Below are 14,226 nucleotides of genomic sequence, written 5' to 3'. Positions count from 1 at the left end.
CCCCGTCCCGCCGTCCGCCCGATGGGTGAGGGGGCGGTCCGCCGCGCGACGGACGGCGGTCACCCGCCGGGCCGGACCACCCCGTTCTCGTACGCGAACACCACCGCCTGCACCCGGTCGCGCAGGCCGAGTTTGGCAAGTACCCGACTGACGTGGGTCTTCACCGTCGCCTCACCCAGGTGGATGGTCGCGGCGATCTCCGCGTTGCTCGATCCGGCGGCGAGCAGCACCAGCACCTCCCGTTCCCGTGGAGTCAGCCCGGCCAGCGCGGCGTCCGCCTCCGGCCCCCGGTGGGCGGTGCCCGCCGGGTCTCCGGGACGGGCGAACGTGGAGATCACCCGGCGGGTGATCTCCGGGGCGAGCAGGCCATCGCCCCTGGCCAGCACCCGGATCGCCTCGATCAGCTCCTCCGGTGTGCCGTTCTTCAACAGGAAACCGCTGGCACCTTCCCGCAGCGCGGCGAACAGGTAGTCGTCGCGGTCGAAGGTCGTGAGGATCAGCACCGCGGGCCCACCGGGCCCGTCGGCGGTGATCTGCCGGGTGGCCTCCAGGCCGTTCATCCGGGGCATCTCCACGTCCATGAGGACGACGTCGGGGCGGGTGGCTCGGGTCATGGCGACGGCCCGTTCGCCGTCGGCGGCCTCGCCGACCACCTCGATGTCGTCCTCCACCTCCAGGATGACCCGGAAGCCGGTGCGGACGAGGTGCTGGTCGTCGGCGAGCAGCACCCGGATGGTCTGACCCGGGCCCGACGTCTCGTGGGCAGGCGCGGCGCTCATGCCGACAGCTCCGCGTCGACGGCCGGCTGGCGCTCGTCGCGCGGCTCCCGTTGCGTGCCGACCGGCGGGTCGGCCGCCGCCAGCGGGAAGCGGGCGCGTACCCGCCATCCGCCGCCGGCACGCGGCCCGACCTCCAGGTCGCCGTCGTGCGCGGTGACCCGTTCGCGCATCCCGATCAGGCCCAGCCCGACGGCGTCGACCCGGCCGCCGGCTCGTCCGTCGTCGGTCACGTCGACCTCCACCTCCCGGGCCAGGTAGCGGACCCGCACGTCCAGCAGGTCCGCACCGGCGTGCTTCAGGGTGTTGGTCACCGCCTCCTGCGTCACCCGGTACACCGCCTGCGAGACCGATTCGGGCAGCGCGACCGGGTCGCCGTACACCCCGAGGGTTGCCGTCAGGCCCGCGGCCCGAGCCCGCTCGACCAGCTCGCCGATCCGGTCGACGTCGCCGCCGGCCGGCGGCCCGGCGTCGGCCGTGCCGGTGGTCCGCAGCACGCCCAGCATCCGGCGTAGCTCGTCGACAGCGGTGCGGGCGCTCTGCTCGATGGCGGCGAGCGCGGTGCGGGCCTTGCCGGGGTCGCGGTCGAACACCCGGCGGCAGGCGGACGCCTGCACTCCCATCACCGACACGTGGTGGGCGACCACGTCGTGCAGCTCCCGGGCGATCCGGACCCGCTCGCCGAGGACCGCCCGTTCCCGAGACTCGGCCTGCGACCGACGCAGGTCCTCGGCCTGGGCGTGCAGCTCGTGCTCGCGACGTGCGGCCACCCAGGCGGTCTCCCCGAAGAAGTACGCGAAGCCGAGCGTCAGCAGATTGACAAGCACGCCGGTGACGATCGCGGCGAGCACGGGTGGCACCGGACCGACCGCGTCGTCGAAGGCATCGGGCGGAATGTGGTCGATCATCACCGCGTAGTAGACCCCCAGCCAGGCGAACATCGTGGCGATCACGCCGATCCGCAGCCGGCGGGCCAGCTGGCGATCCTTTCCCCAGGCGCCAGCGGTGTAGAGGACGCAGAACAGGGCCCAGGCGGAGAACTGGGTCTCGGGGGCCGATCGTGCCTGCGCGGCGATGAACACCACCGCGACGACCAGCAGGGTGGTGATCGGCCAGCGCCGCCGCCAGATCAGCGGCAGCGTCACCGCGACGGTCCAGAACAACTGCTCCGGCCCGGACGGCGGCGGGCCCAGCAGGAACGCCCCCGTGCTGCGAGCCAGGGTGAGGCTGACCAGCGCCAGACCGGTCGTCCCGAGGCCGATCCAGAGATCATTGCGGCGCTGCTCCGCCGTTGGACCCGGACGGCGCCATTCGTCTCGCGGTGCCACGGTCATCCCGGAACGATGCCACGCCGGCCGCCACGACCGTCGAGCGGGCGGACCGGTGCCGGCGGGTCCGGTCAACGGGCAGGCGGCCCGACGCGGGGTACGCGTCGGGCCGCCTGGTCTGCTGCCGCTCAGGCTCATGCCGCCTGACGGCGGGTCTTGGTGGTGGTCTCGATCAGGTCCCAGACGAGGATCACGGCCACGCCCACCGCGATGGCAGCGCCCAGGGTGTTCCGGTTGTCACCGTCCGCCAGCCAGCTCAGTCGGTCGCCCAGGGCCGGGTTGAGCAGCCGGTCAGAGAGCGCGAGCCACGCCAGCGGCAGCGAGAACGCCAGGTTGAGCAGGGCCTTCACCCCGAACAGGGTCCAGCTCCAGTGCCCGATCCGGTACTTGAGGATCTCGAACACCACGTCGGCCAGCAGCACCACGATCAGCGCCGGCAGCCAGAACGACCACAGAGCCGGATCGAGGATCGGGATGTTGCTGCCGTCGGTCTCGTGCACCCACGACTGGTAGTGCTGGAACGGCAGGTAGCCGATGGTCAGCACCAGCATGGCCACCGACGCGATGGTGTCGGTGAGGGAGATGTCCCGGTGCACCGGAGCGTCGGGCAGTTGGTCGACGGTCCAGTCGGGCAGGCTGGCGACGGGTTGGAAACGGTCTATGAGGGCGAAGGTCAGAGTGAGCCAGAAGGCGATCTGCACCGCGACCTCGATGGCGGTGCCGATGCCGCTGCCGATGGCCCCGAAGCCCTTGCCGTCCGCCACGTCGATGACCGCGATCACCGTGCCGACGAGCGCCGGGATGAAGCTGAGCAGCAGCTTCAACAGCCGCAGCCAGACCAGGTAGTAGGTCGGCCCGATGAGCTGTAGCCGGCGATCGGCGTACCGGGCGGCCAGCAGGTCCGGGTTGCCCAGCTCGGTGAGCACCTCCCGTTCGGCGGTGACGGGGTCCGCGCCACCGTCGGTCCGGCCCTCGATCATGTCGTCGATGGAGGCCCTCAGCTCGGTGGCGATCTCGTCGCGACGTTGGGCGGGCACCGAGCGCAGGGTGGCGGCGAGGTAGCGGTTGGTCAGGGTGTTCATCGGTCCACTCCTTGGATCAGCCCGGTGATGGAGGTCTGCACGGCGGCGAGGTCGTCGAGCAGCCGGCTCAGCATCGACTCGCCCTCGTCGCTGGTCCGGTAGAACTTGCGCGGCCGGCTCTCCTCCGTGTTCCACTCGCTGGTCAGCAGCCCCTGGTCCTCCAGGCGGCGCAGCAGCGGGTAGAGCGTGTTGGCGTCCACCGGGAAGCCGTGGTCGGTGAGCCGTTGCAGCAGTGCGTAGCCGTAGTCCGGTCGGCGCAGCGCGACCAGGCTGGCCACCACGACGGTGCCTCGACGCAACTCCTGTAGGTGCGTCCGTAGAACGTCCTCGCTAACCATGTGTCACACCATAGTGTGTGCCACACAGCATTGTCCAGCGATACATCATCGTGTCGTCCGCGGGTCGATGCTCCGGGCAGCACGCGGGGCGCCCGGCACGAACCGGACGCCCCGACGGTTGACGCTGGTCAGCAGGCCGGTCCCTGCCGGAAGTTCCGCTCGACGAAGCTGGCCGGACCAACCTGGAAGTAGCCCACGCCCGGCCGGATCGGGTGCCCGGTGAACAACTCGACCCGCGAGCCCACCCGCACGAGGTACGCCTCGGCGTCCCCCGCGTCGTTGCGGATCAACGAACCCCGCCGGCCGTAGATGTCCTCCAACTCGGCGAAGGACATGCCCACCATCGCCCCGGCGGGGGAACGCGGCGGCGCGGTGGCCGTACCCACCTCCACCAGCCGATCGTCACGGAAGGCCAGGATGAGCACGCCGGCCCAGGAACCGGTCGCGCCGGCGTGCACCACCGACCCGCAGCCCGGCGCCGTCCAGTCGATGTGCCCGCCCGTGGTGAGCGCCGCCAGGCTGGCGCCGATCCGGTACGCCCCGGCGCCGCCGACGCCGAGCACCTGCGGGTGGCTGTGCCCGGTGACCATCGAGGCGGCGAGCGGGACACGGGCCGAGGCTGGCGCGGTGCCGCCGGCCACCCCTGCCGAGGCCGGACCGGCGACGGTCAGCGGGACGAGCGTGCCGAACGCCAGCGCGGCGGTGGTGGTGGTGAGGACGATCCACTGACGGTTCATGGTGGCTCCTTCGGTGATGGGTCTCCTGCCCTGTTAGTCACCGCGCCGAGGCCAACGGTTCGTCGGGTTGCCGACCGACCCGGTCTACTGTGCAGAGAAACGCCGACCGACAGTGCGGCCGGGGGTGACACGGTGACCGCTCCGCTGCGGATCGGGCCCTACGCCATCGAACGGCTGCTGGGCGTCGGCTCGTTCGCGACCGTCTGGCTGGGCTACGACCCGGCGCTCGACGCGCACGTGGCGATCAAGGTGCTGGCCGAGAACTGGAGCCACGACCTGCGGGTCCGGGAACGCTTCCGCGACGAGGCCCGACTGCTGCGGCGACTGGAGCACGAGCGGTTGGTCCGGGTGCACGCCGTCGGCGAACTGCCCGACGGCCGGCCGTACGCGGTGCTGGCCTGGGCGGACGGAGGCAGCCTGCGAGACCGGCTGGCCGCCGGCCCGATGCCCGGCCCGACGGCGCTGCGCCTGCTCGGCGAGGTCTGCGCGGGAGTGACAGTGCTGCACCGGCACGGTGTCGTGCACCGCGATCTCACCCCGGGCAACATCCTGTTCCGCTCCGCCGGCACGGGCACCGACACCGCGTCCGCCGGCACGGGCACCGGCGCCGAGCGGGTCCTGATCGCCGATCTCGGTCTCGCCAAGGCGTTGGCCGCGGCCTCCGGCCTCACCGCACGGGCCGGTACCCCCGGCTACATGGCACCGGAGCAGGACGACCCGGGCGCGGTGATCGACACCCGCGCCGACGTGTACGGGCTCGGTCGGCTCGGCATCCGGCTGCTCGCCGCCGATCCCCACGGCGTCTGGCCCGACCCGCCCCGATCGGCCGACGTCCTGCGACTGCGCGACGGCGTACCGGCACCGGTGGCGGCGGTGCTCATCCGGGCCACCGCCCACCGGCCGGCCGACCGCTACCCGGACGCCGCCGCGCTGCACGCCGCGCTGAACCGGGCCACCAACCCGGTACGGCAGCCGCCGTCACCGGCACCGGTGACCCGTCGCCGGTACCGGTTGCCGCTGGCCGTGACGATCGTGGCGGCCGTCGCGGTGGTGGGCGCCGAGCCGGGCGGCGTCGGGGCCGGACCGCCCGGTGGTGGCACGTACACCGCCGGACCGCTCAGCGTGACACTGCCGGACGGCTGGTCGGCGACCGGCACGGCCTGGGCCGGTCAGTACGGCGTCGACGGCGAAACCGAACCGGCGCTGGTGATGTCGCCGCAGCCTCGCCGCTGGGCCGCCGACCCCCGGGTGCCCGGCGCGTTCGTCGGCGTGTCCGCCAGCACGGCGGCGCGCACCACGCCCGCCGGGTTCCTGGCCGAGCGCACGCACGGGGACTGCGCGTCCACGCCGGCGCGCACCACCCGCCAGGCCGGCGTCGAGTGGACCGTGGTGACCTACCACTGCGACCGGGGTCGGCCGCGGATCGTCGAGTCCGCCGGGCGGCATCCCGACCGCGCCGCTCTGCTGTACGCGCAGATCGTGCCACCCGTGGACGGTGCGCCCGACTTCGTGGACGTTCTGCTCGCCGGCGTACGCCTGCGGTAGGTGCGGCTGAACGCGCCCGGCCGCGGCCTCGCAGGTGTGAAGCTGTCCCTGTGGCGGAGAAGCGTGAGCCGGTGGCCGGCGGCACGCGTCGGGCACCGATCCGTGGGCCGAACGGGTCGCCGCGTACGGATCTGCTGGAGCTGTTCTTCGACCTCGCCCTGGTCGCCGGTCTGGCGATGACCTCGCGGAAGATGGCCGCCGAGCAGAGCTGGACCGGCATCGCCCAGGCGTTGCTCCTCCTGTCGACGCTGTTCGCGGTGTGGGTGACCACCACGTTGATCACCGACAGCTACAGCCCTCAGCGGCCACCCATCCCGCTGCTGCTCCTGGGCACCATGTTCGGCCTGATGCTGATGTCCGCCGCGCTACCCACGGCGTTCGGTGACCACGGACTGATCTTCAGCGGCACCTGGGTCGTGATCTTTCTGGTCCGCGGGCTGGTGCTTGCCTGGTCGCTGCGGGGCCACCCGGAGCAGGAGCGACCCGTACGCGCCCTGATCTGGGACGTCTGCTCGGGGACCCTCTGGGTGGCCGGCGCTCTGGTGGCCGAGCCCGGCTGGCGGCTCGGACTGTGGCTGGCCGCGCTGACTGTGGACTACACCGCGTACGGGTTGCGCTTTCCGATCCCCGGTCGGACGCCGCTGCCGCGGTACCAGGTGGTGCCGGAGCACCTCGCCGAGCGCTACCAGCAGATCTACATTCTCGCCCTGGGCGAACTCGTCCTGGTCAGCGTCCTCAGCCTGGGCCACCAACCGTTCACCGCGGACCGGGTGGCCACGTTCGGCACCGCGTTCCTCACGGCTGTGGTGCTCTGGTGGAGCTACGCCCGGGGAGCCGGCGCGACCCTGCGCGCCGCCATCGAGTCGTCACCCCACCCGACCCGGCTGGTGCAGACCAACCCGTACGCACACTGGCTGATGATCGCCGGCGTGGTCGGCACGGCCGCCGGTGTCGAACGAATCATCGAGCACCCCGGCGAGCGGCCGGGCGCTCCGATGACCGCGCTCATCCTGGGCGGGGCCGGGCTGGTGCTGTGCGGTCGGGCAGTGCTCGAGTATGAGGTCTACGAGCGGTTGCCGTTGTCCCACGTCGTCGGCGTGGTCGTGACGATCGCCCTGGCTCCGGTCGCGCCGCACCTGCCGGGCCTGGCGGTGGGCGTCGCCGCCGGTCTGGTGCTGTGGGGAGTCGCCGCCGCTGAGTTCCTCAGGGCCGGGCGTCCACCCACGCGTTAGCGGACCACCACCGTGATGGTGTGCTCCCGGGCATCCTTCGGGATCGTGACGTCGACGGTGCCGGGGCGGACGAACCGGATGTCCACCACCCCGGCCTCGTAGTGCTGTGAAACCAGCTCCGGGCGGTCCACGGTGACCAGGCCGGGGCCGATGCCCTGGATCCGCAGCACCGCGCCGGTGGCGAAGCAGAGGGAGCGCAACAGGCTGAGCTCGGTCTCGGCCAGTGGCAGGTCGTAGCGGACCGCGCCCTGACACGCCGGGGGCGCGTCGGTCGGCGGGGGAGTCGTTCGGGGCGTACCCCTCGGTCTGGTCGGTGTGGGCGGCATCGGCACGGGCCGCCCGGCGGTCGACGGCGGCCGGGACGGCGACCCGATGGGGCTGGGTGTCACCGGCGGCGTCGGCGGTGTCACCGGCGGTGTCGTCGGCGTCGACGGGGACGGATCGCCCGGCTGGACGGGCAGCGGCGAGACCGCGTCGGTGCCGCAGGCGGTGACCGCCACGGTGGCCGCGAACGCGGTGACCGCACCGGCGACGGCACGACGCAGCGAGATCATCCGGCCCTCTCCCTGGTCGCCACCGCCGACGGACCGGCTCAGCCCCTGTCGACGCCGAGTCGTTGCCGGACCTGCCGTCGGGCCAGGTGCAGCCGGGACTTCACAGTGCCCACCGGCACGTCGATCAGTGCGGCGATCTCGGGGTAGCTCAGCCCGAGGACGTCGCGCAGGGCCACCACCTCGGCCAGGTCGGGATGGACCGCGTCGAAGGCGTCGAGCAGGTCGAGGCGGGTGCCGGCGACCACGCTGGTGCGCCGCGGGTCGGCCCGGTCCGGCACGGGTACGCCGCCGGCCTCCAACCGGCAGCGGCGGCGCAGCGTGCGGTACGTCGAGCGGGCCCGGTTGGCGGTCAGCCGGTGCAGCCAGGTGCGGAACGAGGAGCGTCCCTCGAACCGGGTGATGCCGTTGGCCAACGCCAGCAGGGTGTCCTGGCAGGCCTCCTCGGCGTCCTCCCGGTTGGGCAGGAACCGTGCGCACAGCCGCAGCACCTCGGGGCGTACCGCGAGCAGCAGGGTGTCCAGGGCGGCCGGGTCGCCGTGTGCGGCGGACCGGGCCAGGGCGTCGATGTCGTGCGCGTCGGACATGCCGGGGGTCCAATGCTCGCCGGTGCCGATCCCCGAGCGTACGACCGGCGCGGCCGGTGTGCCCCCGTACGGTCCGGCACCCGACCCGGACCGGCGCGTTACTCGAAGCGGGACACGTCGCCGGCGCCCCGGCGCAGGATCTCCGGCTCGGGGCCGGACAGGTCGATCACGGTCGTCGGCTCCTTGCCGCAGTCGCCGGCGTCGAGCACCGCGTCGAGTTGGTGGTCGAGCCGTTCCTTGATCTCCCACCCCTGGGTCATCGGCTCGTCGTCGCCGGGCAGGACCAGGGTGCTCGACACCAGCGGCTCGGCCAGCTCGGCCAGCAGCGCCTGGGTGACGCTGTGCCGGGGTACGCGCACACCGACTGTGCGTTTCTTCGGGTGCAGCATCCGGCGGGGCACCTCCCGGGTGGCCGGGAGGATGAAGGTGTAGCTGCCCGGGGTGGACGCCTTGACCAGGCGGAAGACCGAGTTGCTGATCTGGACGAACTGGCCGAGCTGCGCGAAGTCCCGGCAGACCAGCGTGAAGTGGTGCCGGTCGTCGAGCTGGCGGATCTGGCGGATCCGGTCCAGCCCGTCCTGGTTGCCCAGCTGGATGCCGAGCGCGTAGCAGGAGTCCGTCGGGTAGGCGACCAGTCCGCCGCCGCGGATCAGGTCGGCGACCTGGCCGATGATCCGGGGCTGCGGGTTCTCCGGGTGCACGTCGTAGTACCTCGCCATGCCGACGAGCCTATGCTCATTTCTCCCGACCGGGAGACGTGGGCTCGGCGGACTGCCCGGCGGACGAGACGCGGGCCACGGCCGTCGGCGCGGACGGTGGAGCCGTCGAGATCACCTCGGTAGGGTAGGTCCCGGTCGGCTCCGACCACCAAGATCCACACCGCCGGGGGGCGCCAGGCATGGCCGATTCGTTCGCGCATCTGCACGTGCACACCGAATACTCGATGCTCGACGGAGCGGCCCGGCTGAAGGACCTGTTCGCCGAGGCCAACCGGCTGGGCATGCCGGCGGTGGCGATCACCGACCACGGCAACATGCACGGCGCGAACGACTTCTACAACCAGGCGATGGCCGCCGGGATCACGCCGATCCTGGGCGTCGAGGCGTACGTGGCGCCGGAGTCGCGCTACCACAAGGCGCGGGTCAAGTGGGGTCGGCCAGAGCAGAAGAGCGACGACATCTCGGGTAACGGCGCGATCACCCACAAGACCATGTGGGCGAAGAACGCGCGGGGCCTGAAGAACCTGTTCACCCTCAACTCGCGCGCGTCCATGGAGGGGCACTACGTCAAGTGGCCCCGGATGGACATGGAGCTGATCGCCGAGCACGCCGAGGGGATCATGGCCACCACCGGCTGCCCGTCCGGCGCGGTGCAGACCCGGCTGCGGCTGGGCCAGTTCGACGAGGCGCTCAAGGTCGCGGCGAGCTACCAGGACATCTTCGGCAAGGACAACTACTTCCTGGAGATCATGGACCACGGCCTCTCCATCGAGAGCCGGGTCCGTGCGGGGCTCACCGAGATCGCCCGCAAGCTGGACATCCCGCCGGTGGTCACCAACGACTCGCACTACACCCACGAGGCGCAGGCCACCGCCCACGACGTGCTGCTCTGCGTGCAGACCGGCAGCAACATCGACGACCCCAACCGGTTCCGCTTCGAGGGTGGCGGTTACTTCGTCAAGAGCGCCGACCAGATGCGCGCGGTGGACTCGTCGGAGCTGTGGCAGGAGGGCTGCCGCAACACCCTGCTGGTGGCCGAGAAGGTCGACCCGACCGGGATGTTCGAGTTCCACAACCTGATGCCGCGCTTCCCGGTGCCCGACGGCGAGACCGAGGAGTCCTGGTTCCGCAAGGAGACGTTCGCCGGCCTGGCCCGCCGCTACCCGAACGGCATCCCGGAGGGGCACGTCGTCCAGGCCGAGTACGAGCTGGGCGTCATCAACCAGATGGGCTTCCCGTCGTACTTCCTCGTGGTCGCCGACTTCATCCAGTGGGCCAAGAGCCAGGGCATCTCGGTCGGTCCGGGTCGTGGCTCGGCCGCCGGCTCCCTCGTCGCGTACGCCCTGGGCATCACCGACCTGGACCCGATCCAGCACGGCCTGATCTTCGAGCGGTTCCTCAACCCCGAGCGTGTCTCGATGCCGGATGTCGACATCGACTTCGACGAGCGTCGGCGCGGTGAGGTGATCAAGTACGTCACCGACAAGTGGGGTGAGGACAAGGTCGCCCAGATCGCCACCTTCGGCACGATCAAGGCGAAGGCCGCGATCAAGGACTCGGCCCGGGTGCTCGGTTTCCCGTACGCGGTCGGCGACCGGATCACCAAGGCGATGCCGCCGGCCGTGATGGGCAAGGACATCCCGCTCACCGGCATCTTCGACACCAAGCACCCCCGCTACGCCGAGGCGGGCGAGATCCGCGGCCTGTACGACTCCGACCCGGACGTCCGCAAGGTGATCGACACCGCCAAGGGCATCGAGGGGCTGATCCGGCAGACCGGTGTGCACGCCGCCGGCGTCATCATGTCGGCCGAGCCGATCATCGAGCACATCCCGTTGACGCGCCGCGACGCCGACGGGGCGATCATCACGCAGTTCGACTACCCGACCTGCGAGTCGCTCGGGCTGCTGAAGATGGACTTCCTCGGCCTGCGCAACCTGACGATCATCGACGACGCGGTCAAGAACATCGAGCTGAACCACGGCCTCAAGCTCGACCTGCTGGCCCTGCCGCTGGACGACCAGGCCGCGTACGACCTGCTGGCCCGCGGTGACACCCTCGGCGTGTTCCAGCTCGACGGTGGGCCGATGCGCTCGCTGCTGCGGTTGATGAAGCCGGACAACTTCGAGGACATCTCCGCGGTCCTGGCCCTGTACCGGCCCGGCCCGATGGGCGTCGACTCGCACACCAACTACGCGCTGCGCAAGAACGGCCTCCAGGAGATCACCCCGATCCACCCGCAGCTGGAGGAGCCGCTGCGAGAGATTCTGGAGCCGACCCACGGCCTGATCGTCTACCAGGAGCAGGTGCAGCGCGCCGCGCAGATCCTCGCCGGCTACACCCTCGGTCAGGCGGACCTGCTGCGCCGGGCCATGGGTAAGAAGAAGAAGGAGATCCTCGACAAGGAGTTCATCCCGTTCCGGGACGGCTGCCGCGAGCGCGGCTACTCCGACGAGGCGATCCAGGCGGTGTGGGACGTCCTGGTGCCCTTCGCCGGCTACGCCTTCAACAAGGCGCACTCCGCCGCCTACGGGCTGGTCTCCTACTGGACCGCGTACCTGAAGGCGCACTACCCGGCCGAGTACATGGCCGGGCTGCTCACGTCCGTCGGTGACGACAAGGACAAGATGGCGCTCTACCTGTCCGAGTGTCGCCGGATGCGGATCCAGGTGCTGCCGCCGGACGTGAACACCTCGGCCGGCCCGTTCACCCCGGTCGGCACGGACATCCGCTTCGGCCTGGCCGCCGTGCGCAACGTCGGCGCGAACGTTGTCGCCTCGATCATGCGGTGCCGCGAGGAGAAGGGCGACTACGCCGACTTCTACGACTTCCTGTCCAAGGTGGACGCGGTGGTCTGCAACAAGAAGACAATCGAATCGCTGATCAAGGCCGGCGCGTTCGACTCGCTGGACCATCCCCGCAAGGGTCTGCTCGCGGTGCACGCGGACGCCATCGACGCGTACGCCGACGTGAAGCGCAAGGAGGCGGTCGGCCAGTACGACCTCTTCGGTGCCGGCTTCGGTGACGCCGACACCGGCAGCACCACTGTGATGCCGACCATCGGTGACAGCGAGTGGGACAAGCGCGACAAGCTGGCGTTCGAGCGCGAGATGCTCGGCCTGTACGTCTCCGACCACCCGCTGTTCGGCCTGGAACACATCCTCGGCCCGGCGGCCGACACCACAATCGCCTCCCTCGCCGAGGACGGCGCGGTGCCCGACGGGGCGGTCGTCACCCTCGCCGGCATCCTGTCCGGGGTGCAGCGCCGGGTCACCAAACAGGGCCGCGCCTGGGCCTCGGCCACCCTGGAGGACCTGGCCGGTGGGGTGGAGGCGCTCTTCTTCCCCAACACCTACGAGGTGATCGGGCAGTACATCGCCGAGGACGCCATCGTGGTGGTCAAGGGCCGGATCGACCGCCGCGACGACACCCCGCGGCTCATGGCGATGGACATGTCCATGCCGGACGTCAGCACCAGCGCCAGCAACAAGCCGGTCACCCTCACCATCCCGGTGCACCGGTGCACACCACCGCTTGTGGAGAAACTCAAGGAGACCCTGGTGCTGCACCCCGGCGACACCGAGGTGCACGTCAAACTCCAGAACGGCGGTCGCACCACCACCCTGCGGCTGGGTCCGTTCCGGGTGGCGGCGACGACCGCGCTGATGGGTGACCTGAAGAGCGTCCTCGGCCCGGCCAACGTGAGCTGACCGCGCCACGGCCCGGCCGGCGTACGTCCGGCCGGGCCGTCCGGGTCAGCCCCGGTCGGGGGCGCTGATCTCCCGCAGCTGGCCGTCGGCCAACCGCAACCACCGCTGCACGCCGATCTCGGCGAGGAACCGTTCGTCGTGGCTGACCACCACGAACGCACCCTGGTACGCGGACAGCGCGCTCTCCAGTTGGGCGACGCTGACCAGGTCCAGGTTGTTTGTCGGCTCGTCGAGCAGCAGCAGTTGCGGCGCCGGCTCGGCGCAGAGCACACAGGCGAGGGTCGCGCGCAGGCGCTCGCCGCCGGAGAGCACCCCGACGGGCAGGTTGATCCGGGTGCCCCGGAACAGGAACCGGGCGAGCAGGTTCATCCGCTTGGCGTCCGGCAGGCTCGGCGCGTAGGCGGCGAAGTTCTCCGCCACCGTACGGTCGAGGTCCAGCAGGTCCAGCCGCTGCGACAGGTACGCGATCCGCCCGTCGCCACGCCTCAGCTCACCGCCGGACGGTTCGAGGTCACCGCTGACGAGGCGCAGCAGTGTCGACTTGCCGACGCCGTTCGCCCCGGTGAGCGCGATCCGCTCCGGCCCCCGGATCACCAGCTCGGCGCCGTCGCCGCCGAACAGCTCCCGGTCGTCGAAGCGGGCCCGCATCCCGCGGCCGGAGAAGACAGTGCGCCCGCCCGGGACTGTGGTGTCCGGCAGGTCGACGGTGATCCGGTCCTCGTCGCGGACCGCCCGCCCGGCCTCGTCGAGTCGGGCCTTTGCCGAGCCGAGCCGCGCGGAGTGGGTCTCCTGCGCCTTGCCCGCCGACTCCTGCGCGCTGCGCTTCAGCCCACCGGCCACGATCCGCGCCAGTCCGGCGTTCTTCAGGTTCTTGGAGGCGTTGCTGGCCCGCCGGTCGGCCCGCTCCCGGGCCTGCTGCATCTCCCGCTTCTCCCGCTTGACGTCCTGCTCGGCGTTGCGCAGGTTGCTCTCGGCCACGTCCCGCGCCGCCTGCACCGCCTCGGTGTACGCGGTGAAGTTGCCCCCGTACCAGCGCATCTCGCCGCGGTCCAGCTCGGCGATGCGGTCCATCCGGTCCAGCAGCTCCCGGTCGTGACTGACCAGCAGCAGGCACCCCGACCAGTCGGTGAGCACGTCGTAGAGCTTGTGCCGCGCCTGGACGTCCAGGTTGTTTGTCGGCTCGTCGAGCAGCAGAACGTCCGGGCGGCGCAGCAGCTGCGCCGCCAGGCCGAGGGAGATCACCTGGCCGCCGCTGAGGGTGTGCAGCCGCCGGTCGAGGGACAGTTCACCAAGGCCGAGTCGGTCCAGCTCGGCGTGGGTGCGCTCCTCGATGTCCCAGTCGTCGCCGATCGTGGCGAAGTGCGCCTCGCTGGCGTCGCCGGCCTCGATGGCGTGCAGTGCCGCGATCCGCTCGGCGACGCCCAGCACCTGCGCCACGGTCAGGTCGCCGACCAGCGGCAGCGTCTGCGGAAGGTAGCCGAGCAGCCCGTCGACGGTGACGCTGCCGCCGCTGGGCCGCAGCTCCACAACGCGCTTGTCGCGTACGAGATCGCTCCGGAGATGACCTGGGCGGACGCGATGGGCCTGGTGGTGATCGAAGGTGTGATCATCGCGGTGCTGG

12 protein-coding genes are annotated in these 14,226 nt (G+C 71.4%); 3 read left to right on the top strand and 9 right to left on the bottom strand.

Annotated elements, in window-relative coordinates:
* Positions 1-59 precede the first annotated feature (59 nt).
* The 5 genes from ABZU25_RS08970 to ABZU25_RS08950 form a co-directional block, all read right to left on the bottom strand.
* Positions 60-779 carry a response regulator transcription factor gene (locus tag ABZU25_RS08970; protein ID WP_355028773.1) on the bottom strand — a complete coding sequence of 240 codons (720 nt, stop codon included), beginning with the start codon at positions 777-779 and terminating at the stop codon, positions 60-62.
* Positions 776-2,110: a sensor histidine kinase gene (locus ABZU25_RS08965; RefSeq protein WP_355028772.1), complete on the bottom strand. Its 1,335-nt coding sequence runs from the start codon at positions 2,108-2,110 to the stop codon at positions 776-778. The genes ABZU25_RS08970 and ABZU25_RS08965 overlap by 4 nt, the downstream gene beginning before the upstream one ends.
* 128 nt (positions 2,111-2,238) lie before the next feature.
* On the bottom strand, positions 2,239-3,186 hold the full coding sequence (locus ABZU25_RS08960) for a permease prefix domain 1-containing protein (RefSeq protein ID WP_355028771.1): 948 nt from the start codon (positions 3,184-3,186) through the stop codon (positions 2,239-2,241).
* Positions 3,183-3,524 carry a PadR family transcriptional regulator gene (locus ABZU25_RS08955; RefSeq protein ID WP_110564981.1) on the bottom strand — a complete coding sequence of 114 codons (342 nt, stop codon included), beginning with the start codon at positions 3,522-3,524 and terminating at the stop codon, positions 3,183-3,185. Before ABZU25_RS08955 ends, ABZU25_RS08960 begins: the two co-directional genes overlap by 4 nt.
* Positions 3,525-3,652: 128 nt before the next feature.
* Entirely contained in the window at positions 3,653-4,261 is a 609-nt protein-coding gene (locus tag ABZU25_RS08950; protein WP_355028770.1) for a hypothetical protein, read from the bottom strand.
* 132 nt (positions 4,262-4,393) lie between these two features.
* Between ABZU25_RS08950 and ABZU25_RS08945 the strand changes: the two genes are divergently transcribed.
* Both ABZU25_RS08945 and ABZU25_RS08940 read left to right on the top strand, forming a co-directional pair.
* Positions 4,394-5,806, top strand: coding sequence for a serine/threonine-protein kinase (locus tag ABZU25_RS08945; protein WP_355028769.1), 1,413 nt, complete (start codon positions 4,394-4,396; stop codon positions 5,804-5,806).
* A 50-nt stretch (positions 5,807-5,856) separates the two neighbouring features.
* Positions 5,857-7,038 (top strand): low temperature requirement protein A, encoded by a 1,182-nt coding sequence (locus tag ABZU25_RS08940; RefSeq protein WP_355028768.1) that lies wholly within the window; start codon positions 5,857-5,859, stop codon positions 7,036-7,038.
* Here the strand turns inward: ABZU25_RS08940 and ABZU25_RS08935 are convergent.
* From ABZU25_RS08935 to ABZU25_RS08925, 3 genes are all read right to left on the bottom strand, one after another.
* The gene (locus ABZU25_RS08935) at positions 7,035-7,592 is read right to left on the bottom strand and encodes a hypothetical protein (RefSeq protein ID WP_355028767.1); all 558 of its coding nucleotides are present in this window, start codon (positions 7,590-7,592) and stop codon (positions 7,035-7,037) included. The two genes, ABZU25_RS08940 and ABZU25_RS08935, sit on opposite strands and share 4 nt — an antisense overlap.
* 38 nt (positions 7,593-7,630) lie before the next feature.
* Positions 7,631-8,176 (bottom strand): RNA polymerase sigma factor, encoded by a 546-nt coding sequence (locus ABZU25_RS08930; protein WP_355028766.1) that lies wholly within the window; start codon positions 8,174-8,176, stop codon positions 7,631-7,633.
* 98 nt (positions 8,177-8,274) lie between these two features.
* Positions 8,275-8,895 carry an L-threonylcarbamoyladenylate synthase gene (locus ABZU25_RS08925; protein ID WP_355028765.1) on the bottom strand — a complete coding sequence of 207 codons (621 nt, stop codon included), beginning with the start codon at positions 8,893-8,895 and terminating at the stop codon, positions 8,275-8,277.
* A gap of 179 nt (positions 8,896-9,074) precedes the next feature.
* Between ABZU25_RS08925 and dnaE the strand changes: the two genes are divergently transcribed.
* Positions 9,075-12,605: a DNA polymerase III subunit alpha gene (gene dnaE, locus ABZU25_RS08920; RefSeq protein ID WP_355028764.1), complete on the top strand. Its 3,531-nt coding sequence runs from the start codon at positions 9,075-9,077 to the stop codon at positions 12,603-12,605.
* Between the two features lie 45 nt (positions 12,606-12,650).
* On the opposite strand, the gene ABZU25_RS08915 is transcribed toward dnaE, so the two are convergent.
* Positions 12,651-14,226, bottom strand: a 1,576-nt coding sequence (locus tag ABZU25_RS08915) for an ATP-binding cassette domain-containing protein (protein ID WP_355028763.1), incomplete at its 5' end; no start/stop codon positions are given.

This window comes from Micromonospora sp. NPDC005215, assembly GCF_040607915.1.
GTDB lineage: Bacteria > Actinomycetota > Actinomycetes > Mycobacteriales > Micromonosporaceae > Micromonospora.
Note: the sequence above shows the minus strand (reverse complement) of the source record. Positions and strands in the feature narration are given on the sequence as shown.

Excerpts from the sequence above, each read along its gene's own strand:
- ABZU25_RS08970 (WP_355028773.1), bottom strand. The coding sequence starts at position 779 with ATGAGCGCCGCGCCTGCCCACGAGACGTCGGGCCCGGGTCAGACCATC.
- ABZU25_RS08965 (WP_355028772.1), bottom strand. The coding sequence starts at position 2,110 with ATGACCGTGGCACCGCGAGACGAATGGCGCCGTCCGGGTCCAACGGCG.
- ABZU25_RS08960 (WP_355028771.1), bottom strand. The coding sequence starts at position 3,186 with ATGAACACCCTGACCAACCGCTACCTCGCCGCCACCCTGCGCTCGGTG.
- ABZU25_RS08955 (WP_110564981.1), bottom strand. The coding sequence starts at position 3,524 with ATGGTTAGCGAGGACGTTCTACGGACGCACCTACAGGAGTTGCGTCGA.
- ABZU25_RS08950 (WP_355028770.1), bottom strand. The coding sequence starts at position 4,261 with ATGAACCGTCAGTGGATCGTCCTCACCACCACCACCGCCGCGCTGGCG.
- ABZU25_RS08935 (WP_355028767.1), bottom strand. The coding sequence starts at position 7,592 with ATGATCTCGCTGCGTCGTGCCGTCGCCGGTGCGGTCACCGCGTTCGCG.
- ABZU25_RS08930 (WP_355028766.1), bottom strand. The coding sequence starts at position 8,176 with ATGTCCGACGCGCACGACATCGACGCCCTGGCCCGGTCCGCCGCACAC.
- ABZU25_RS08925 (WP_355028765.1), bottom strand. The coding sequence starts at position 8,895 with ATGGCGAGGTACTACGACGTGCACCCGGAGAACCCGCAGCCCCGGATC.
- dnaE (WP_355028764.1), top strand. The coding sequence starts at position 9,075 with ATGGCCGATTCGTTCGCGCATCTGCACGTGCACACCGAATACTCGATG.